The sequence below is a fragment of the Candidatus Villigracilis proximus genome (genome assembly GCF_016717045.1).
GTDB classification, from domain to species: Bacteria; Chloroflexota; Anaerolineae; order Anaerolineales; family Villigracilaceae; genus Villigracilis; species Villigracilis proximus.
Window position 1 is genome coordinate 1 of sequence record NZ_JADJUO010000033.1, and the last position, 21,367, is coordinate 21,367.

A 21,367-nucleotide genomic window follows, 5' to 3' on the forward strand; every position below is an offset into this window, starting at 1 on the left:
TTACACACGTTGGGCAAGAGATTTTATAAAATGGTTGATCGGAAAATTCTTTGCCCCTGGTCCCACACGCCAACAAAACGAAAATGGATTTAGTTTATTGATCGCCGAGGTGACCGACGGCAAAAATATTGTACGTGCAAAATTACGGACACCTGAAGCCTATCATTTAACGGCACTGACTTCTATGGAGATCATCAAACATATTTTAGATGACGATTTCAAAGCGGGCTTTCAACCCGAGCAAAGTGTACGATGCAGATTTTATTTTTGCAATTTGCAGGTGTGAAGCGGGAAGATGCGGTTTAATTCATCAGAATAAGAGGTTACATATTATGAACAATCAAACTCTTTTTGAGAAAGCAAAAAAATACGGCAATCCGATTGTTGAGGGAAATCAAGTCACATTTATATGGAAGGGCAAAACCGCGCCCTACTTAATTGATGACATCCACATGTGGGAGGATCATCCGCAAAAGATGAAGCGCATCGAAAAAGATTTCATGGGGCTTAAAAACACTGTCTATAACGGAATCGGACACTACAATCATTTCTTTTATATGCCGGGACATTCCGCCACAGAACTTGCCAACCGCAGGAAAAATATTCCGCGCGGAAAGGTGACGCATCACCTGGTAGAAACCTGGATGCTGGCAGATGACGGTGAGCGGGATATGTATCTTTACCACCCACCCGTCAGCGGGCCTGTGCCTTTGCTGGTCGTTTATGATGGTCCCGATTATCTTGAACGCGCAAAGTTAAATGTAATTGTGATAACCTGATCCATGAAAAGCGGATCCAGCCGATTGCGATGGCATTTCTGCAAAACGGCGATGCACAACGCGGCGTGGAATATGCGTGCTCCGATGCGACGATCATGTGGCTTGATAATGCCATTCTTCCGCTGGCACGCAAGAAATTAAATCTAGTAGACATCAAAAAACAACGCGGCGCATACGGCATACTGGGCGCATCATTCGGCGGATTAATGTCGATGTATACGGGGTTACGAATGCCTGAAGTTTTCGGGAAAGTTATCAGTCAATCGGGTGTGTTTGAATCTGAGGGGCGTGATTTCGTAGCCGTGGATCTGATCCGCGCGAAACAAGCTCGTGAAATAAAAATCTGGATGGATATCGGTCACTTTGACTGGCTGTTGGAAGATAACCGGAGGTTGCAGCCCATTCTGAAGCAAAGCGGATACAATGTCACCTACCGCGAATTCAGCGGTGGACATAATTACACCTGCTGGCGTGATGAAGTGGGGATTGCGCTGGAAGAGATGTTTGGGAAGTAGGTCGAAAGACTTCGGAAGTCTTGGCAAGAAAAACCCTCCAGAAGCTAGAGAGTTAGATGGAAGTATAATGACCTAATATGTCCATCCTTTCTGATAAACACATTTTGCTTGGCGTGACGGGTTCAATTGCGGGATATAAAGCCGCAGACCTTGCATCCAAACTTGCACAGGCGGGCGCAAAGGTAGATGCGATTCTGACGGGTGCGGCAGAAAATTTTGTCACACCGCTCACCTTTCAATCTGTAACCAGCCGCCGTGCTTATACTGACAAAGATCTTTGGGGCAACGAAGCGCATGTGCTGCATGTCAGCTTTGGTAAAACGGCGGATCTACTAGTTATCGCGCCCTGCACCGCAGATACGATCGCAAAACTCGCACATGGCCTCGCCGATAATTTATTAACTGTTAGCGCATTGGCGGCGCAATGTCCGCTGGTGATTGCACCCGCGATGGACGGCGGCATGTTCGATCACCCGGCCACACAGGAAAATCTCGCGAAATTAAAAGAACGTGGCGCAATCATTATCGGCCCAGCAGAAGGTCATCTTGCATCTGGATTAACCGGCACAGGCCGCATGATAGAGCCTGCGGAAATTCTCGGTCACATTCGATCGCATTTGGCAAAAGGAAAACTCGCGGAGGAAAGTCGTTGTCACTGCCGGCGGGACTCAGGAAGCGCTCGACCCGGTGCGGGTCATCACCAATCATTCATCTGGTAAACAGGATATGCACTCGCTCAGGCGGCGCTCGATTCAGGCGCGGACGTTTGCCTGATCTCTGCGCCGACAGCATTATCTGCGCCGGTGGGCGCGCGCGTGGTCAGAGTCAACAGTGCGATGGAAATGTTGAATGCCGTATTGGCAGAATCTGCTGATGCGTTAATCATGGCTGCGGCCGCAGCGGATTTCACACCGAAGACCGTCGCCAAAGATAAAATGAAAAAACGTGATGGGATTCCGCAAATAGAGCTGACAGCGGCGCCGGATATTCTTCGAACAGTAGCCAACTCACAGTTAAGCGCGAAGCGGTTTCAAATCGTGGTGGGGTTCGCAGCGGAGAGTCAGAATCTGCTTGAGAATGCGTCTGAGAAATTACAATCCAAAAAATTGGACATGATCGTTGCAAATGATATTTCATCGGACGATGCAGGTTTCGCGGTGGACACGAATCGCGTTACCTTTTTATTTGCAAATGGAACAAAGGAAATTTTGCCGCTGATGAACAAGACTGAAGTGGCTGAAAAAATTATCGAACACACATCACGTTTGTTGGAGTAACTATGCGCGTTTTGGTCATCTCGGATATTCATGCAAATTACACCGCGCTCGAAGCTGTCTTAAAAGATGCCGGTCAAGTGGACGAAACCTGGTGCCTTGGCGATCTGGTTGGGTATGGACCCGACCCGAACGCGGTTGTGGAGGAAATGCGCGATGTAAAAAATCTGACCTGTATGCTTGGCAATCATGACGTTGCCATCACAGGCAGAATGCCGCTTGAAACTTTCAACGGCGATGCGCGCCGCTCGCTGATCTATCATGAGAAAGTGATCTCAGCCAGCAATCTGGATTTTCTGCGTTCACTTCCTGCAAAGACAAAAGTATGCGGCGAAGCCACACTCGCCCACGGAAGTCCGCGCGACCCGTTGTGGGAATATATTTTAAACACGCTGACCGCGCGTTTAAACTTTGACAGTTTTGATACACCCTGGTGTTTTGTGGGGCATTCACACATTCAATGTATGTTTGCATTGAATGATAAAAATGACCGTGTGACTCTTGAACAAAATAAAGCGGACCACACGGTCTCTCTCCACCCGAAACTGATCCTGAACCCGGGTTCGGTCGGCCAGCCGCGTGACCGTGATCCGCGCGCTGCCTATGCCATCTACGATACCGAAGCCCGCACATGGACTCCGCGCCGTGTGACTTATAACGTAGCCGAAGTGCAGGAACGAATCCGCGCGGCTGGGCTGCCTGAGAAACACGCGGCGCGCCTTGCCGAAGGATGGTAAGCAAACCGTGGACGATGGACAATAGACCATTATGTGGGAACTATTTCTCAATCAGTTCGTCTTTTGGGTAGAGAAATCACCCAAGGTATTTAAAGGAGAAGTTATGAAACGCATATTGCCATTAAGTCTTATCCTCATTGCCGCATTGTTCCTCGCCGCGTGCGGCAGCGCCCGCTCAGAAAACACCGCGGATCTTTACATAGGCGGCGCACCCGCAGCGCCAGAATCGATCATGCCCATGGCAACCGCGGGCGTGTATGACCAGGTCACAACTGCCAATGACGGCTCAGGTGTGGCGGCAGCACAGGTGGAACGACTGGTCATTCAAAATGCAGACCTCGCAATTGTTGTTTCAGATGTCGAAGGCCGCATGAAAGATATTCAGATCATGGCACAACAAATGGGCGGTTTTGTGGTCTCGTCCAATTTGTATCAAGGCTATACCAGCGATTATATTGAAGTACCTGAAGCGCAGATCGTGATCCGCGTACCTTCTGAAAAACTGGAAGACGCGTTAAATCAGATCAAAAAAGATATCGTTGAAGTACAAAATGAAACCCGCACCGGGCAGGATGTAACCGCCGAGTATGTGGATTTAAAGTCGCGTTTGAAGAACCTCGAAGCCGCCGAAGCACAATTGGATGAGATTCTAAAAAATGCGACGGACACCGAAGATGTAGTCAGCATCTTTAATCAACTCGTGTATTACCGCGAACAGATCGAATTGGTAAAAGGTCAGATCAAATATTACGAAGAAGCTGCCGCGCTTTCTGCCATCAGTGTGCGTATCGTGGCCGAAGAGACCATCCAGCCGCTCGTGATCGGTAAATGGGAGCCCAAAGGTGTGGCGCTCGAAGCCGTGCAGGACTTGATCGATTTCCTGAAAGGCTTTGTCGAATTCCTGATCCGCTTTGTGATCTATACTCTGCCGGTCTGGATCATCATCAGCATCCCGTTATATCTCGTCTTCATCGGTTTGCGCGCACTCTTCCGCAAAATGCGCGGTCCGAAAGTGAAGAAGGATGAAACCCCGGTGGAGAAGAAGTAGGGAAGTGAAAAGTAAAAAGTGAGAAGTGAGAGGCTGCCAAAAATGGCGGCCTCTTTTTAGTCAAGACTTCCGAAGTCTGCATTACAACATCTCCGCCATAAAGACTCAAAAAAGACTTCGGAAGTCTTTCAACTCACTCTTTTGCTATAATCACCTCATGGAAAATCTAGCCCGCGAAGCCCTCTCACTTTTCAACGTTCACCTCACCGGACGACACATTCTCGCGCTTGCCACCTTCGAGCGTGAGCTAATGGATTGGAATCAAAAATTTAATCTGACCGCCATTCGGGATGTGGAGTCGATTCGCACCAAACATTTTCTGGATTCATTTTCCTGTGTGCAAGCCTGGAAAGCCTCTCCCCCGCTTCGCCTCGTAGACGTTGGAACGGGTGCCGGGTTCCCGGGCATTCCCTTAAAAATACTGTACCCCAGTATGCAGCTGACCTTGGTTGAATCCGTTGGCAAGAAGGCGAAATTCTGTCAACACATCGTGGAGGTGCTCGGATTGGAGAATGTAAAAGTGATCCATGCCCGTGCAGAAGACCTGGGACAAAAAATGGAACATCGTGAAACGTATGATTGGGCTGTGGCGCGCGCGGTTGCAAACTTAAATGTATTAAGCGAATACCTGCTTCCACTGGTAAAGATCGGCGGGACGGTGCTCGCGCAAAAAGGTGAAAGCGGACCCGTCGAAGCACAGTCCGCTGAAAAGGCGATGAAATTATTGGGTGGAAAATTAAAGAAATTGATCCCCGTTAATTTACCTGGTGTAGCCGATGACCGTTATCTCGTCCTCGTGGATAAAGTGGCCGCAACACCGCCGAAATATCCGCGCAGTGCCGGGGTGGCAGCAAAGATGCCGTTATAAAAGATAAAGAATTCAATGAAGAAAATCTGGCCTTTTAGTTTTTACTTTCTATATTTTGGCGCCTTTGCATCACTGGCGCCTTTCTTTGTAATTTTTTATCAGGGACTTGGATTCACTGGAACACAGATCGGCCTGTTGACTGGTGTAGCCCCGCTCATCACTTTGGTGGCAACCCCATTTGGGCACAGGGCTGGCAGATGCAAGCCGACGGCAGAAACTGATCATGGGGCTGGGGCTGTTCATGGCAATTATTTTTGGGGTGGTGCTGCCCATGCTTAAAGGCTTTATTGCAGTCTGCATCCTCGTTGCCCTGTATAATTTTTTTATGGCGCCCGTTGGTTCTCTTGCAGATAGCGCCACCATGACCATGCTTGGAGATGAAAAAGCCATGTATGGGCGCGTCCGCCTCGGTGGGACATTTGGCTGGGGCATCCTCGCACCGATTGCCGGGGTACTTGTTCAGCATTACGGTCTGGGCATCGGGTTTTGGATATTCACCACGATCATGGTCATCAATTTTATGGTCAGCCAGAAATTTGACTATGGTCAATCACAACAAGGACAGACATCCAGCAACGGCGGTGTCTGGCTTCTGCTTCAAGATAAAAAGTGGATTTTTTTTCTTGCGGCAGCTTTTCTAAGCGGAATAGGCACTTATTCAGTGGCCTCCTACTTATATCCATATATGGCAGAAATGGGCGCAACGGAAACACAAATGGGCATCACCTCCCTGATGGGCACCTTGACGGAGATCCCCATCTTTTTTTTCGGACATCATCTTGTGAAGCGCTTTAATGCGCGCAGCTTGTTCATCACAGCCATTGCATTGTTCGGGATTCGATCTTTATTGTTCGCCGCAGTGGACGCACCAGCCATGATGTATGTGATCCAGGGCATAAGCGGAATCATATTCCCAATGATGTGGCTCGCGGGGGTTTCTTATGCAGATGAAAACGCGCCTGAGGGATTAAAGTCCACGGCGCAGGGATTGTTCGGCGCCGTGAGTTTTGGCTTTGGCTCAGCAGCGAGCGGATTCATTGGCGGCATCCTGCTTGAAAGCATTGGCGGACAAGCCATGTTCTTTGTTTTCGGGGTAGGTATTTTGGTTTTGCTGGCCCTGGTCGAGGCGACGAGAAAGTTCGTTATAGCCCGTGCTGTATCGCAATAACCGCCGCTTGCGTTCTATCGGAGACTCCCAGTTTTTCCAAAATCGCGCTGACATGATTCCGCACTGTCCCTTCGGATAGATGCAATTGATTGGCGATCTCGCTGTTGTTGATGCCTTTGGCGATCAGGCGCAAGACATCCAGCTCACGTTCGGTGAGTTTATCGGTCAGTATGGATGTGGGCTGGGTTTGTTTGCTGGCAACTTGATTAAGTAATTTGCCCGCAATGGCCGGATCAATAAAGGATTTGCCATCCATCGTTCCACGGATGGCTTCGATAATTTTCTGGCGTGAAGTATCTTTGAGCAGATAGCCCGATGCGCCGGCGCGGATGGCATCGAAAACCCATTCATCGTCATCGTAGGTAGTAAGGACAAGAATTTTTATATTGGGGAATTTTGCGTGAATCTCACGTGTGGCTTCAATACCATTCATAACCGGCATTTTCAAGTCCATCAAAATTAGATCGGGTTGTTTTTTCGCGGCAAGTTCCACGGCTTCGGCGCCATCCTGCGCCGCACCGATAACTTCAAAATCCTTTTCAAGATTAAGAAGCATTTCAAGTCCATCACGGATCACGGCCTGGTCGTCACAAAGAATGATTTTCATAGTTGAGGCTCCGGACGATGGACAATAGACCGTAGACCGTTTTTACTGTCCACCGTCCATTGTCTATCGTCTATTATCTATATTATCAGCACAACTTTTGTGCCTTTCCCTTTTTCGCTTTCGATCTTTAATTTACCGCCGGCAAGTTGGGCGCGTTCGCGCATACCCACCAGGCCAAAGTGACCGGTAGGTTCTTTTGACTTTGAGTCGAAGCCCATGCCGTCATCTTGAATCGTGAGCGTAGTGTAAACGTCACTTTCAAAGCGTACGCTGAAATTTTTGGCGCGCGAATGATTGACTATATTTTCGATGGCTTCCTGAGTCACGCGGTAGATGGTCTGCTCCACGTCGGGGCTGAGGGAAGGCATGGGATTTTTAAGATCAAGCGTCAGATTAAGGTGGAAGCGGGTCGCGGCGGATTCAGCGGCGCGCTGGATGGCGAGTCCGAGTCCCATATCTTCGAGTGCGTTGGAGCGCAGAGCTTTCAGCGCGCGGCGGGTTTCATTCGCGCCAACGCGAGTCGACTCTAAGGATTTATCAATGAAGTCGCGCGATTTGGCAGGGTCAATATCAAAATAGGCTTTGGCGGTTTCCAGTGAAACGGAAATGGCGGTCAGCGAATGCGCGAGCGTATCATGCAATTCACGCGCGAGACGATTGCGTTCACGACTAACGGTAAGCTGTTCCAGCGTGGACGCGTAATGTGTGAGATTGGCATTTGCTTCACTGAGTGACTCACGCTGTTCACGCAGACGCGCAACAAGCAGGCTGATGAATACGCCCACCGCGATAAAACTGATCGTGCGGATGATGGCAATAAACAGAAACACATAAATATTTCTGTTATCAATGGTGCTGAAATAGATTAGGCTTAATTCAAGCGTGGTGGTGGCGATGCTAAAAAAGATGACATGCGACAGTTCATATTCCCAGGCGACAAGCGCGAGCGCGACGAACAGTACCGGGAGTTGACGCGATGCGATGCCTTCGGCGGTGGAAAGCGGACCGTTGGGGAAAGGCGGTGTGATAGATATGTTAATGAAAATAGGCGCGGTGGAAATGGTAAACAAGAGCAGGGGATAAAAAGCAGCGCCCAATTTTTTTTGAATCCAAACCGAGTGGGTAAAAACAAGAAAAATCGTTGCGATCAATCCACTCGCGGCGTAAAAAAGAAATACCGGTCTAAATGGATTTCTCGTCTGATTGGGTTGTTGGTTAAGCGGCGGCGATTGCGGACCGGCTGTGTTCTGCAACAAGGGCGGATTTTGCGTAACGGGAAGATCAATTTGTGTGTAGAGTACAAAATCCATAAACGCCATTGCGATCAGGAAACTAATCCAAATCCAGGCGGCAATACGAAGGAAGCGGGTGGAGTCGTGCGGGGAATACATAAACAAATCTTATCACGAAGAGCAGCGGGGATTATGTGTGTACCGTCATGATTTCTTCGCAATACCCATGACAAGCGTCATGGATGTGCATGAGTGAATTCATGGGTTTATATATCAAATAGTGACTGGCTTCACTTCCGGTTTTTCGTGGGGAAATATAAACTCAACTAAGATCTGGACTTCGGAAGTCTTTTTAGAGGCATCCATGCGAAAACGAATTAAAGCAGACTTCCGAAGTCTGTTTACAAAAAAGGAAAATAAAAAATGACAACAGCAACCCTGCCTATACAACCCTCGTTCTTGAAAAAAAATGTTTTTCCAGGTGTAACGATCTCCATCTTATTGGTAATCGTCATTATGGCATTCTCGTTTGGGCTGCACATGTACAACATTGAGTCGATCGGTAATGCCAATGCGTATTACACCGCCGCAGTTAAATCCATGCTGCAATCGTGGAGTAATTTCTTCTTCGTGGCAGCGGAACCCGGCGGATCGGTCACTGTGGATAAACCTCCGCTGGGATTGTGGATCGAAGCGGTCTTCGCCTATTTTCTTGGCGTGAGCGGCTTCAGCGTTTCGCTGCCCAACATCCTCGCGGGCGTGTTCGGGATTCCGCTGTTGTATGCGATGGTTAAAAATACATGGGCGAACTCGCCGGTCTGGTCGCGGCTTTTGTGATGGCGATCACGCCGGTCTTTGTCGCCACCAATCGCAACAACACCATGGACGGTTTACTCGTTTTCTTTTTGCTGCTCGCGGCTTGGACATTTATCAAAGCCACTGAGTCAGAAAATGTAAGCTGGCTTTTGCTCGGCGCGTTCATCGTGGGTCTCGGCTTCAACATCAAAATGATGCAGGCCTTTTTACCGCTGCCCGCTTTTTACGCGCTGTATTTCTTCGGCTCAAAAACGGGCTGGCTGCGCAAAATCGTCAATCTCGGTCTCGCCACAGTTTTACTGCTGGCCGTTTCACTTTCATGGGCGGTCGCTGTTGACCTGACCCCCGCCGACTCGCGCCCCTACATTGGCTCAAGTGAAGACAACAGCGTCATGGGATTAATCTTCGGGCACAACGGAGTTTCACGACTCGGAAATAATCGGGATGGGAATCAAACGCCTCCCTCCGCGCCGATAGCTGGTACAACTCCCAATCAATCGGCCCAGCCTCAGCAGGGTGTTCGTCAAGGGCCACCGCAGGAAGCACTCGATGCCTGCGCAATTTTAACACAAGGCGACGCCTGTTCATTCACATTGCCCAATCGCACAATTGACGGAACCTGTATCACACCGCCCAATTCGGATGCGCTGGCTTGCGCGCCGCAGGGAATGAATCCGCAGCAAAATGGGCAGGCTCCTGCCAACAGTCAAGACGGGCCCGGCGGACAACAAGGCGGCGGAACTCCATTTAGTCAGGAGACAGGCACACCGGGAGTCTTGCGCTTCTTTACCAGTCCGCTTTCAAAGCAGATGTCCTGGCTGCTGCCTTTCGCGTTGATCAGCGTTGTGCTTGCGCTCTTTGGCTCGCGCATCAAACTTCCGATTGAATCTGGTGTTCACAAAGCGCTCATCCTCTGGGGCGGATGGTTATTGACCTGCATCGTGTTCTTTAGCATGGTCTCTGGAATCTTCCACTCATACTATGCCATCATGCTGGCGCCCGCATTGGGCGCAATGGTCGGCATTGGCTTCGCTCAATTATGGTTATGGAGCGCAGACAAAAAATGGACCGGCGCTGTGCTGGTGCTCTCTGCCGTGGTAACCATTGGCTTTCAATACTTTGCCACAACTCAATATGGAGAATCTTCGTGGTGGATGCTTGGAAGTGGCCTGCTGCTTGGGTTGGGAATCATCTTGATGGTGATCCAGAAGCGGCATTTGGCCTACGTCACAATTCTGGCGGCGATGATGGTCATCCCCATGTACTGGACGGTGATGACCGTGGTCGCGAATTCAGATATCAACCTGCCCACGGCCTACACTGGCAATAATCAACAAGCATCTCAACCACCCCGTCAACAAAGCGGCGCAGGCTCCAGTATGAATGAAAAATTACTAACCTATCTTCAAACGAACACAGCCGATGTGAAATATCTGCTGGCGGTTCCGTCCTCGCAAAATGGCGCAACGTTTGTGATTGAAACCGGACGTCCTGTGTTGTACATGGGCGGCTTCGGCGGGCAGGATGATGTAGTCAGCGCGGAAGACCTAAGCGCGCTGGTTGCAAACGGTGAACTACGTTATGTTTTATACGGCGGCGAGCGCGGCGGTAAAGAGGATATCGCCAGTTGGTTGAAGGCCTCATGCTCGGTTGTGACTGAGTTCAGCAACACTTCATCAGACGTTCAACCGCAGGGCCAAAATGGTCAGCAAAGACCGGACAATCAATCACTGACGTTATATATGTGTAAATAAATTTGATCAATGCGCATGGGCTGGATATTCTCCAGCCCATGTTTTTATTTAATGGACGTATGCAGCGAATAAAGCTTGATATGAAACAATTTGCGGGGCGCTTTGCCCAAACCACACCCATGACATCTGTAATGCCGGTCAATGACAACACATACAGGCTTTTATCTAATATGGTGATTGCAGGCACTCTCTGCAAAACTTTACCATCGGTAGAATGTACTTATCAATAAAAAAAGGAGCGCGCATAAACAGATAAAAATATTTACACAAACCCGGTCGTTCGTCTAATCAATCAGTACAACGAATATCGCTGTACATCATCAACTTTCAAAAAGGAGATCGTCATGAAAAACAAAAAACATATTCTTATTTCCTGCCTGGCTTTACTGGCAATTCTTATCAGCGCCTGCGCAAGCACTGCCGCCCCCGCACAAACTGCGGATTCTCAAGCTGCAACCATAGAGTCAAAAGGTTCAGAGATCACCAGCACAGAATTACAAACCGCACCGGGCAGTCCATCCAGTAAAGTTGGGCCGGATCTTGAAGCCGCTGCAGAAACACTTGGCATTACCGCCGAAGAACTGCAACAGGCCTTGCAGGATGCAAAACCCGCAGATTGCACCGCTGACAGCAAAGACTGCCGCCCCGATCTGACCACAGCCGCGACAACGTTAGGCGTCACCACTGAAGAACTTCAAGCCGCATTGGGCGGCCCCGCAAATGGCGAAGGTCACAACGGACCAGACTTTGAAACCGCTGCTGAAACACTTGGCATTACCGCCGAAGAATTACAACAGGCCTTGCAGGATGCGAAACCCGCAGATTGCACCGCTGACAGCAAAGACTGCCGCCCCGATCTAGCCGCAGCCGCGACAACATTAGGCGTCACCGCTGAAGAACTTCAAGCCGCATTGGGCGGCCCCGCAAACGGCGAAGGTCACAACGGACCAGACTTTGAAACCGCTGCTGAAACACTTGGCATTACCGCCGAAGAATTACAACAGGCCTTGCAGGATGCAAAACCCGCAGATTGCACCGCTGACAGCAAAGACTGCCGCCCCGATCTGACCACAGCCGCGACAACGTTAGGCGTCACCGCTGAAGAACTCCAAGCCGCATTGGGAACCCCGCATCATCAAGGCGAAGGCCAGCCTGGCAACGGTCAGCCAGGACAGGGCGGACCGGGAAACGGCCAACAGCCTCCACAAGGCGGCAACGGTAACGGTCAACAGCCACCACAAGATGGACAGGGCAATAATCCACAGCCTGCTCCTTAATTCAAAAAGTGAGGGTCATTTACACAAAGTAAATGACCCTCACTTTTTACAACTCAAAAGCAGTTTGTGTATCCATGACAGGTGTCATGGATATTGATGAAGATATGCATGGGCTTTTCTTGAACATGGTGATTCCACACACTCTTTACATATTTTTTACATCAGTAAAATGAGAACTGTTCAATTCAAAGTACAAGGAGAACAATATGAAAACCATTTTACAGCTTGTTGTAATTACACTGATCCTTTCAGCGTGTGGAATGCCCCCAGTCGCTGCCCCGTCAGCGGGGGAAGTGACACAGGCGGAGCAATCCGAATCAGAATCGGGTTCTACATCTGCTCAATCTACCGGCACAGTCTCATCCTCTCACGTATCGCATTGTGAACTCGGGGCAGATCGCGTGCTATGACAATAATCAGTTGACAGCTTGCGCGGCGCAGGGTTCGGCGTTTGCCGGGCAGGATGGAAATTACCAGGGTGCAGCTGCCGCATACCAGAACAATAACGATGGAACCGTGAGCGATCTGGTGACCGGCTTGATGTGGTCACAGTCAGCGGACTTGAACGGTGATGGAACGATCAACGTCAGTGACAAGCAGAGTTTTGCAAATGCTGTGAGCAGCGCAGAAAATTCCACACTGGCAGGCCATGACGATTGGCGTTTGCCAACCATCAAGGAACTCTATTCATTGATCTTATTCGATGGCACCGATGTGAGTGCCTGCCCTGGTGGAACCTGTTCTGCCACGCCGTTTATTGACACACGCTATTTTGATTATGCCTATGGCGACACCGATGCAGGCGAACGTGTAATTGACGCGCAGTTTGCGACCAGCACCAAATATGTCAGCACCACCATGAACGGCGATGAAACCCTGTTCGGTGTGAATTTTGCAGACGGACGCATCAAAGGTTATGGATTGAGTTTGCGCGGCAGCGATAAAACTTTCTTCGTGCTGTATGTGCGCGGCGGAAACAATTACGGCGTGAATGCTTTTGCAGATCAAGGCAACGGCACGATCACAGATAACGCCACAGGCTTAACCTGGATGCAAGCCGATAGCGGCATGGGCATGAATTGGGAGTCTGCGCTGACCTATTGCGAAGGCTACTCTGCGACAGGCGTGGATGATTGGCGTTTGCCCGACGCAAAGGAATTACAAAGTATTTTGGATTATTCCCGTTCGCCTGCCACGACCAATTCCGCGGCAATAGATCCAATTTTCAATGTCACTTCCATCACCAATGAAGCGGGCGAGGCTGATTATCCATTTTATTGGAGCAGCACCACGCACGCTGATTCATCAGGAAGCGGTACCTATGCGGCGTATGTCTCTTTTGGCAAGGCGCTGGGATATATGAACTCATGGGTGGATGTGCATGGTGCAGGTTCGCAACGCAGTGATCCAAAAACTGGCAGTGCGTCTGAATATCCGCAGGGACATGGTCCGCAAGGCGATGCCGTGCGCGTGAATAATTATGCGCGCTGTGTACGCGGCGGCGAAGTAACGTACGTTTCAGGTAACACCACGATCAGCAACAGACCCGGCATGACGATCTCTAATACTGGCGGCGTAGACCTTATGGGTGGACAGCCCACCACCACTGGCGGCATTGACCTCGCAGGCAGCGGAACTCCGCCACAGGAAGCGATCGATGCCTGCATCGGTCTGACTCAAGCCGCGGCTTGCACGATCAACACTCCGAATGGAATCTTAAACGGCACATGCGGCACGCCGCCCAACTCAAGTCAAATGGCGTGTATGCCTGCGGGTGGACCACCTAGCCCCTAATTTAAAAATTTTAATAACAAAGGAGAATACAATGAGCAAAATTATCAACACCCTCTTCGCAACGATCACCATTCTCATTACAGGATGTCAGGCGATCATTCCGGTGCAGTCGAATGCATCTGTATCTGAAGTAAGTTATGTAGCAGAAAACTCACAAACCGAATCCAATTTTGATATTCAAGCGCTGGATGGCAAAGGCAATAATATCGCAAACCCAGGCTGGGGCGCTGTGAACGATCAATTTATCAGGCTTTCCGCCGCAGCATACGATGATGGCATCAGCAGTCCATCCGGTGCAGATCGCCCCAGTGCAAGAACTGCAAGCAACACCTTGTCACCCAGCCCGAAAGGCGGCATTACCAATGACCGAGACTTCACAGCATTCGTTTATGCCTGGGGACAATTCCTCGACCACGATATCAATCTGACGGAAACCGCGGATCCAAAAGAAGCCTTACCGATCATTGTTCCAACAGGCGACGCATGGTTCGACCCGACCCGCACTGGCACGATGACAATTCCCATGTCGCGTTCGAACTATGATGCAGCCACGGGTACTTCTACAAGCAATCCGCGCCAGCAGGTGAATTCGATCACGGCTTTATTGACGGTTCACAAATTTACGGTGTGGATGCCGAACGCGCCGCAGCGCTGCGTGAATTCACCGGCGGACGCATGAAAACCAGCGCCGGCGATCTCCTGCCCTTCAACACAGATGGCCTGACCAACGCGAATGATGCGCATCGTGTAGCGGATACTGAATTGTTTTTAGCAGGCGATGTGCGCGAATGAAAACCCCGAACTGCTTGCCCTGCAGACTTTCTTTGTCCGTGAACACAATCGAATTGCGGCAGAAGCCGCTCAAAGACACGCAGACTGGACGGATGAGGAACTTTATCAATATGCGCGCCGTATCGTGATCGCTGAACTTCAAAAGATCACCTACGAAGAATTCCTGCCAGCCATTCTCGGCAGCAACGCCCTCCCAGAGTATCAAGGTTATCAGGCGGATGTAAACCCCGGTATGTCCACCGAATTTGCAACTGCCGCGTTTCGAGTTGGTCATAGCATGTTGGGAGAGGATATTGAATTTCTCGATAATGACGGAGAGGAAAATCACGAAGCCATGTTATTGCGTGACGCATTCTTCAACCCAACAGTACTCGGTGAAACAGGCATTGATCCGCTTTTGAAATATCTCGCTTCAGATAATGCTCAGGAAATCGATACCATGGTCGTGGACGATGTGCGTAATTTTCTCTTCGGCGCACCCGGACAGGGCGGCTTTGACCTGGCATCCTTAAATATTCAGCGCGGACGGGATCACGGCATCGCAGACTACAACACTGTGCGTGTTGCATACGGGCTGCCCCGCATCACCAGCTTCGACCAAATCACATCAGACAAGGCTGTGCAGGCTTCACTCGCATCGACCTATGGCGGCGTTGACAATATCGACCTGTGGATCGGCGGACTGGCTGAAGATCATCTGCCAAACTCCAGCATGGGCGCCACATTCACCGCCATTCTGGTGGATCAGTTTAGCCGTGTCCGCGATGGAGATCGTTTCTGGTATCAGAATTCTCTGTCCGAAAAAATGGTGCGCGACATCGAAAACACATCCATGGCAGATATTATCCGCCGCAACACCGAGTTGACCAAACTTCAGGCTGATGTTTTCTTCTTCAACGAATCGACTGTGATGATCGATAAGGCTGCACCTGAGTCTACAGACCGCCCCGACTCACAAAATGGATCACAGGGCAATGGACATCAGAACGGGCATCCGCCTTCTCCCGCTGCAATTGAAGCCTGTGCAAATCTGACAGAAAATTCAGCCTGCTCTTTCATTGGCAGAAACCAAAACACGGTCAACGGTTCCTGTCAGGTCGTACAAAATTCACAACTGACCTGCGCACCGGCGAACAGTTCACACAAGCCCTAATTAACTCAAGTTGCTACCTTCATTTTTTGAGTAACTTTTAGTTGGGATTATTAACGCAAAGCCGCAAAGATTCTATTATTTTTCCCTTTGCGACTCTGTGCCTTAACATTAAAACTTGTGCAAATTCTACAAAGTCGCAACTTGGATTAATTAAAACAATTGTCCCGCAGATTCATCGAACATCAAACCTGCGGGACAATATTTAAAATCAGGAGATTTATCAATGAAACAAACTTCACTTTTATCACTTGTATTCCTAACCGCCCTTATATTAACCGCCTGCCGCGGCACGCCTCCATATCAGCCTTCCAACGCAGACGCGCCGCAACAAAGCCCAACAACCAGCGTTTCAAATAGTGTTGATACGTCAAACACAACCGGCGCAATAACGATCAAAGGCGAAGTCTGGGCTGATAACTGGTCTGCCTTCTATTTGGGCGATCAACTAATAATGGAAGATTCTGTCTCGATCAATACGGAACGTTCCTTCAATGCAGAAGTCTTCAACTTTGAAGCATCGTATCCGATGAGTTTCAATTTCATCGCCAAGGATTTCAAAGCGAATGACACCGGCCTTGAATATATCGGCAGCAACAAACAGCAAATGGGAGACGGCGGCTTGATCGCTCAGTTCACCGATACAGCCACAGGACAAGTCATCGCTGTGACAGATTCATGAGCCAAAATAAATGAAAACAAAAATATTTTCAATACTCATGATCGTTTCCCTGCTTTTGGCCGGCTGCTCCACCAAACCCGGCGACCCGCCCACTCCCCCATCTAATGATTCAACGGTAGACATATCCACCGCAGAAGCGGTCACATCTTCGAATGGCACATTCAGTCTCAGCAGTTCAGACGTCACCGAAGGCGGCGCACTTCCAGTTGAATACACGTGTGACGGCGCCAGTGCAACATTACCTCTTTCATGGAGCGGAGCGCCCACAGGGACGCAAACTTTCGCAGTAGTCATGCACCATGTTCCAGGTCCGGGTGATACGCATTGGTATTGGGTCATGTATAACATTCCGGTCAACGTCACCAGCCTTGAAAAAAATGTCACAGGCATCGGCATCCTCGGTAACAACAGCGTCAACCGCACAACCGTGTACGCGCCGCCCTGTTCAAAAGGCCCCGGGGAAAAAATTTATACCTATACCGTGTACGCACTTTCTGCCGAACCGCAATTTTCGGTTTCAGCATCTGATGTCAGCCGCGACGTTTTACTCGACGCCATCAAAGACATCACGCTCGCCAGCGCAAGTTTAAACGTAACCTATACAAGGTAAACATGTCTATTACACGCCGCGATTTTTTACGATTATCTGCCTATGGATTTGGGACTACCTTCCTGGCTGCCTGCGGATTTAGACCCGGTGACCCTGCGCTTTAACCCGACCGATCTGCCTGCTCTGTCACCTACTGTCATTTCCCAAGCTCTGACAGAACTCGGCTTCGAAGCCTTCGCCGATACAGTGAAAATTTATCAGGATGAACAATATCTGTATGTTGAATCGAATGGCATGCCCGCGCATCAAATGATGGTGGGCATCACCAGTTGGCAGCAACAGGTTCCCGTGCCGCAATCGTATACCGGAAGCAATGCCTGGAAGATTCCACTGCATCCGGTTATTGCAGAGAATCCGGTTTCTGCAAAAACATCTTTGTATCGCGGCGCGATCGCTCTGGCCGTGAACGGCGTTCCCATTTTCAACGCGCTCAACAATCGCGGTGATGACGCGCTGCTATACGGCGAGTTGGATGAATGGGGCGGTCACGCGGGCCGCGCCGACGATTATCATTATCACGTTGCGCCGCTTCATTTATCAGAGATTGTTGGCATGGACAAACCCATCGCGTATGCGCTCGATGGCTTCCCGATCTATGGATTAACCGAACCCGATGGTTCCGCCGTAACCGCGCTGGATGAACTCAACGGTCACTTCACCGCAGATGGCGGCTATCACTATCACGGCACGCATACGTATCCATACATCAACGGCGGCATGCGCGGCGTGGTCACAGTCAACGGCGATCAGATCGAGCCGCAGCCGCGTACCCAGCCCTTCCGTGATTCTCTGCAACCCTTGCAAGGCGCCACGATCACAGGCTTTGAAATGCCCGCCGATAATTCCTATGCGCTGGAATATCAGATCAACGGGCAAAAGTATTATGTCAATTATGGATTCAATGGGAATGTGTACACGTTTGAATTCGTAGACGCGGCTGGGAATAAGACAACGGAAACTTATACCAAGCCCGGGTAGATAAAAAACGAATATTTAATTCAAGTTGCCACCCTATCCAGTTTCACCGCAGCCCGCAGGGTAATAAGGCGCGGAGGACGCAGAGAAAAACCATTTAAAACTCCGCGCGCGAAGCGTCTGCGTCTCTGCGGTTTTAAATGGTTTTTGCACAGACTCTTGTTCCAAAAGCAGCAACTTGGGTTATTTACTCATCTCTGCATACACACTTTCGGGCATTTCATCGATCTTATAAATGCGGATGTATTCCAACCCGTCTATGAAAATAATTTTCTCGGGTTGAATATTTTGCAGAATGCGTAAAAGATCCACAGACTCAGGCTGACGATTTTGCAGCACCGAATACAACACCAGATAATCGGCATTCTGCATCCCTATCATAATGGACGGGTATCCCGGCTCGATGAGATAAACCTTCTTCAATACATCTGTCTCACCCGGATAGAAAAACGAGAATGAGCCCATGCCAGCGTAGGCATAGACGCGCGTATTCTGCGCTTCAGGTTTTTGTGCCAGATAGAGGGCAGCCTGTTCCAGTCCTTCACCATATCCGCCGAGGAAGGATTTTTCGGGGGCAAGTTTATTTTGATATGAAAAATAATACGGGTAGTATGAAAGTCCGCTTACAAGTTGGAGCGCGATCAATACGAAAAGAACAAGCGGCATGATGTAAGCGCGATTTGAAATCGCCCAGCGTTTTTGTACCCACAGAATAAAATAGCCCCAGCCGATTCCGGCGATCACATCCAATGCCACGAAACTGCTGAGAATGTAATGCGCCGAGTTACGTCCCTGGGCGATGCCGAACATGAAGATGAATAACGCGGCGAGCAAGGCCAGATACGCAATTGTGGATTTAACCGGGGAAGCGACAACCTGCTTCTCTTTTGAAACCAGCACGAACAGCGCGAATATCACTCCCAGCCACGAGATCAGCGTGGACGAAGCCAGCCAGTTCTTCATATATTGAATACTGCCGGAGAGTCCGCCTGCGAGGTTGAAACTGGAAGGCTGTAATTCTTGTGTCACATCCAGCCGCGCGCCTTGAAAGGCATAGCTGAACGCGTTGCCATAGACTTCATAAAACATCTTGCCCGGCGCAACCCACATCCCCGGCCATAAAATCACATAGACGAGGATTGCAACTGCAAGCCATGCCGCAAATACTTTGACGGCCTCCCATATTTTCAAACCGAATAAACGCCCGTCACGTTTGAAAAGCCCGACAAATAGCATGAGTCCCACCAGACCGAGCACCACAATTGAAGAGGACTTGGTCAATTGCGCGAGGCCGAATGCCGCACCTGAAATTAAAAGATAGATCAATTTGCGTTTGTGATTAAGATAAGCCTGCATACTTAAAAATGAAACCAGCACAAACATCGCCAACATGCCTTCATGATTCAACAGACGCGAGTGTCCGAGAAAAAAAGGCGCGAGCATGGCGAGTGTCAGGGCGAGGAATGCGATAACGGGATCAATGAATAATTGCAGGAGAAAAAAACTTAGTAACGCCAACCCGATCAATAGCGCGGTTTGGATCAAACTGCTATTACGAACAAGTTCCAGCGCTTCCTTGCCGTGTTCGCGCATGAACTCCTCAAACTGCGGCTTGCGGACGTCGAAGTAGCCCTGACCGAATCCGCGATATTCGGGGAAGTAGGAAAGCATTCCAGCGGTGACCACCCATGTGGTGGTGACTGCGGGATGATAATCATAGATCGTGTTTTCAAAATCGCCATGGGTCAGCGCGTAATAATAATTGGAGCCGGAGATCACCCACCAGGGTTCGTCGAAGGTGATGACTTTGTCGATGCCGATGATGTGTGAGGGGACGATCAAGACAAAGAGTAAAAAGGTCAGCAGCCATTTTTTATGAGTCATAAGTTTATGTTTCATTTTGCGAAAGCCTCAAAGACTGCGGGCGGAAATGAATCGACTTGATAGATGGTGACATATTGATAATCGTCGAGCCATATCTCGTGGATCGGCTGTACGCTGGACAAGGTTGCAAGCAAAGGTTCGTATTTATCCAAGTGTCCCTGCGTGGCATAGTAAAGCACAAGATAATCGGCGGAACGAATCGAGTTGACCAGATCCGCTTCGTGACCGGCTTCTACATAATAGGGTTTGAAGCGCGTGGTTTCGCCCGGGTAAAAATAGGAGAAACATCCGCGTGCGTAAAAGGCGATGACAGTCGAATTTTTTGCGTCGGGTAATTCTGCCAGATAGTGCGCGGCGAGTTCGAGGCCTTCGCCGTAGGCAAACTGCGGGGCTTGCGAGTACATCCCAGCCGCATACAAGAGCGGATTGCGATAGGTGTAATAGTATGGAAAGTATGAAACGGCGCTCCAACCTTGAGCGAATACTAAAACAAACAGACTTGCATATTGAACTTCTCTACCAGACAGGTAAACCCTAAGAGGCTGTTTAATAACTTCACCACTAAGCAACAAAGGCACTAAGCCACTAAGTTTTTTTCCTTTGAGTCTTTGAGACTTGGTGACTTTGTGGTCAAAAAACAGATTTATTAAACAGCCTCTAAAGGTCTGCTTTACTTTCGTAAAAACCTGATTATCAAAAAAGACCTTTAGGGTTTTTATTTGATCGTTATGAAAGCGTTCTACGAACCATTCAATGAGATGAAACCAGCCGAGCGCGGCGAATAAATTTAAGGCGAGATAACTGGCGAGGATGTAATGCGGAGAGTTGCGTCCCTGGGCGATGCCGAAGATGAGGATGAACGCGGCAGCGGTGAAAAACAACAGGGCAGGTAATTGCCAATTGAGGCGAACCAGTTTGCGGTTAAGAATGAACGGGGAGATAAATCCCAGCAGGATGCCCAGCCAGGTCAGCGGGGATGTGCGCCAGAGGAGCACCGTGCTTAAATCCCATATACCTGAAAAACCTGTGGCGAGGCTGAACTGCGTTGGCTGTAGATCTTCGGTGACGGCGAGGCGCGCGCCTTGAAAGGCGTAACTGAAGGCGTTGCCGTAAACCTGATACAGCATTTTTTCCGGCGCGACCCACATGCCCGGCCAGAAAATAAAATACGCGCCAGCCAGCACCAGCAGCCAGAGGACAAAAATTTTTGTGTGATCCCAGATCGTTTGGATGAGTCCGTTTTGACGTTGTTGGAAAATTTGAATGAGCAGCAAAATACCAATTGGCATCAGAATGGCGATGGCTGAAGATTTGGTTAATTGCGCGAGGGCGGCGGTGATGCCTGATAAAAACAAAAAGCTGACGCGGCGGCCTTGTGAAAGATAAATGAAAAACGCCAGCACCG

At 49.7% G+C, this 21,367-nt stretch carries 19 protein-coding genes and 4 pseudogenes; 19 read left to right on the forward strand and 4 right to left on the reverse strand.

Annotated elements, in window-relative coordinates; all coding sequences use genetic code 11:
* The 10 genes and pseudogenes from IPL71_RS23310 to IPL71_RS23355 all read left to right on the forward strand — a co-directional run.
* Positions 1-286: pseudogene (locus IPL71_RS23310) on the forward strand (hypothetical protein); the annotation flags it as partial.
* 46 nt (positions 287-332) lie between these two features.
* Positions 333-779 (forward strand): hypothetical protein, encoded by a 447-nt coding sequence (locus IPL71_RS23315; RefSeq protein WP_345325803.1) that lies wholly within the window; start codon positions 333-335, stop codon positions 777-779.
* Positions 780-808: 29 nt separating this feature from the next.
* Positions 809-1,294, forward strand: coding sequence for an alpha/beta hydrolase (locus tag IPL71_RS23320; RefSeq protein WP_345325805.1), 486 nt, complete (start codon positions 809-811; stop codon positions 1,292-1,294).
* A 77-nt stretch (positions 1,295-1,371) separates the two neighbouring features.
* Positions 1,372-2,013 (forward strand): flavoprotein, encoded by a 642-nt coding sequence (locus tag IPL71_RS23325; protein ID WP_345325806.1) that lies wholly within the window; start codon positions 1,372-1,374, stop codon positions 2,011-2,013.
* Positions 1,982-2,571: pseudogene (locus IPL71_RS23330) on the forward strand (phosphopantothenoylcysteine decarboxylase domain-containing protein). The gene IPL71_RS23325 and the pseudogene IPL71_RS23330 overlap by 32 nt, the downstream one beginning before the upstream one ends.
* 2 nt (positions 2,572-2,573) lie before the next feature.
* Positions 2,574-3,305: a metallophosphoesterase family protein gene (locus IPL71_RS23335; RefSeq protein ID WP_345325808.1), complete on the forward strand. Its 732-nt coding sequence runs from the start codon at positions 2,574-2,576 to the stop codon at positions 3,303-3,305.
* A gap of 103 nt (positions 3,306-3,408) precedes the next feature.
* Positions 3,409-4,353: a DUF4349 domain-containing protein gene (locus tag IPL71_RS23340; RefSeq protein WP_345325810.1), complete on the forward strand. Its 945-nt coding sequence runs from the start codon at positions 3,409-3,411 to the stop codon at positions 4,351-4,353.
* A 157-nt stretch (positions 4,354-4,510) separates the two neighbouring features.
* Complete coding sequence (rsmG, locus tag IPL71_RS23345) at positions 4,511-5,221, forward strand: 16S rRNA (guanine(527)-N(7))-methyltransferase RsmG (protein ID WP_345325812.1); 711 nt, start codon at positions 4,511-4,513, stop codon at positions 5,219-5,221.
* Between the two features lie 15 nt (positions 5,222-5,236).
* A complete protein-coding gene (locus IPL71_RS23350) occupies positions 5,237-5,500 on the forward strand; it encodes an MFS transporter (protein ID WP_345325814.1) in 264 nt (87 codons plus the stop codon).
* On the forward strand, positions 5,463-6,389 hold the full coding sequence (locus tag IPL71_RS23355; RefSeq protein WP_345325816.1) for an MFS transporter: 927 nt from the start codon (positions 5,463-5,465) through the stop codon (positions 6,387-6,389). Before IPL71_RS23350 ends, IPL71_RS23355 begins: the two co-directional genes overlap by 38 nt.
* Here the strand turns inward: IPL71_RS23355 and IPL71_RS23360 are convergent.
* Complete coding sequence (locus tag IPL71_RS23360) at positions 6,364-6,996, reverse strand: response regulator (RefSeq protein WP_345325818.1); 633 nt, start codon at positions 6,994-6,996, stop codon at positions 6,364-6,366. The two genes, IPL71_RS23355 and IPL71_RS23360, sit on opposite strands and share 26 nt — an antisense overlap.
* A gap of 77 nt (positions 6,997-7,073) precedes the next feature.
* Positions 7,074-8,387, reverse strand: coding sequence for a sensor histidine kinase (locus IPL71_RS23365; protein WP_345325820.1), 1,314 nt, complete (start codon positions 8,385-8,387; stop codon positions 7,074-7,076).
* Between the two features lie 441 nt (positions 8,388-8,828).
* On the opposite strand from IPL71_RS23365, the pseudogene IPL71_RS26290 reads away from it, so the two are divergent.
* The 9 genes and pseudogenes from IPL71_RS26290 to IPL71_RS23410 all read left to right on the forward strand — a co-directional run.
* A pseudogene (locus IPL71_RS26290) lies at positions 8,829-9,307 on the forward strand (glycosyltransferase family 39 protein); the annotation flags it as partial.
* 129 nt (positions 9,308-9,436) lie between these two features.
* Positions 9,437-10,798, forward strand: coding sequence for a mannosyltransferase YkcB-related protein (locus tag IPL71_RS23370; RefSeq protein WP_514130852.1), 1,362 nt, complete (start codon positions 9,437-9,439; stop codon positions 10,796-10,798).
* Between the two features lie 344 nt (positions 10,799-11,142).
* The gene (locus tag IPL71_RS23375; protein ID WP_345325822.1) at positions 11,143-12,075 is read left to right on the forward strand and encodes a hypothetical protein; all 933 of its coding nucleotides are present in this window, start codon (positions 11,143-11,145) and stop codon (positions 12,073-12,075) included.
* Between the two features lie 206 nt (positions 12,076-12,281).
* Positions 12,282-12,485 carry a YdgH/BhsA/McbA family protein gene (locus IPL71_RS23380; protein ID WP_345325824.1) on the forward strand — a complete coding sequence of 68 codons (204 nt, stop codon included), beginning with the start codon at positions 12,282-12,284 and terminating at the stop codon, positions 12,483-12,485.
* 10 nt (positions 12,486-12,495) lie between these two features.
* The gene (locus IPL71_RS23385; RefSeq protein ID WP_345325826.1) at positions 12,496-13,869 is read left to right on the forward strand and encodes an Lcl C-terminal domain-containing protein; all 1,374 of its coding nucleotides are present in this window, start codon (positions 12,496-12,498) and stop codon (positions 13,867-13,869) included.
* Positions 13,870-13,900: 31 nt separating this feature from the next.
* A pseudogene (locus IPL71_RS26295) lies at positions 13,901-15,814 on the forward strand (peroxidase family protein).
* A gap of 223 nt (positions 15,815-16,037) precedes the next feature.
* Positions 16,038-16,493, forward strand: coding sequence for a hypothetical protein (locus tag IPL71_RS23400; protein WP_345325831.1), 456 nt, complete (start codon positions 16,038-16,040; stop codon positions 16,491-16,493).
* A 10-nt stretch (positions 16,494-16,503) separates the two neighbouring features.
* On the forward strand, positions 16,504-17,103 hold the full coding sequence (locus IPL71_RS23405) for a YbhB/YbcL family Raf kinase inhibitor-like protein (RefSeq protein WP_345325833.1): 600 nt from the start codon (positions 16,504-16,506) through the stop codon (positions 17,101-17,103).
* A gap of 42 nt (positions 17,104-17,145) precedes the next feature.
* Positions 17,146-18,081 carry a YHYH protein gene (locus IPL71_RS23410; protein WP_345325834.1) on the forward strand — a complete coding sequence of 312 codons (936 nt, stop codon included), beginning with the start codon at positions 17,146-17,148 and terminating at the stop codon, positions 18,079-18,081.
* A 180-nt stretch (positions 18,082-18,261) separates the two neighbouring features.
* On the opposite strand, the gene IPL71_RS23415 is transcribed toward IPL71_RS23410, so the two are convergent.
* Together IPL71_RS23415 and IPL71_RS23420 are read right to left on the reverse strand one after the other, a co-directional pair.
* Entirely contained in the window at positions 18,262-19,977 is a 1,716-nt protein-coding gene (locus IPL71_RS23415; protein WP_345325836.1) for an ArnT family glycosyltransferase, read from the reverse strand.
* The coding region (locus tag IPL71_RS23420; RefSeq protein WP_345325838.1) for a hypothetical protein at positions 19,974-21,367 on the reverse strand (1,394 nt) is incomplete at its 5' end. The genes IPL71_RS23415 and IPL71_RS23420, both read right to left, overlap by 4 nt.